General features: G+C 61.0%; 1 protein-coding gene. It reads right to left on the bottom strand.

Features of this window, described 5'->3' with window-relative positions:
• Positions 1-231, bottom strand: a 231-nt coding sequence (locus HKX41_13920; GenBank protein ID NNC25230.1) for a slipin family protein, incomplete at both ends; no start/stop codon positions are given.

Below are 231 nucleotides of genomic sequence, written 5' to 3'. Positions count from 1 at the left end.
CTTGAGGCTGACGAGTTGCTTCATGACTCCCTCCAGACCGCCGAAGACGGTCAGCTTGTCGATCTTTTCGGTGATTTTTTCCAAGGCCTCGAGTTCCTTCAGGCGCATCAGCACCGGACTTTCCTCGATCAGCTTGGCGGTGTTGAGCAGGCTGCGGGTCGCGTTGGCTTCCTCGCGGCGGCGGATCACGTTGGCCTGCGCGCTCTTCTCCGCCTGCACCACGGCGTTGAG

The sequence above is a fragment of the Salifodinibacter halophilus genome (assembly GCA_012999515.1).
Classification (GTDB): domain Bacteria; phylum Pseudomonadota; class Gammaproteobacteria; order Nevskiales; family Salinisphaeraceae; genus Salifodinibacter; species Salifodinibacter halophilus.
Note: the sequence above shows the minus strand (reverse complement) of the source record. Positions and strands in the feature narration are given on the sequence as shown.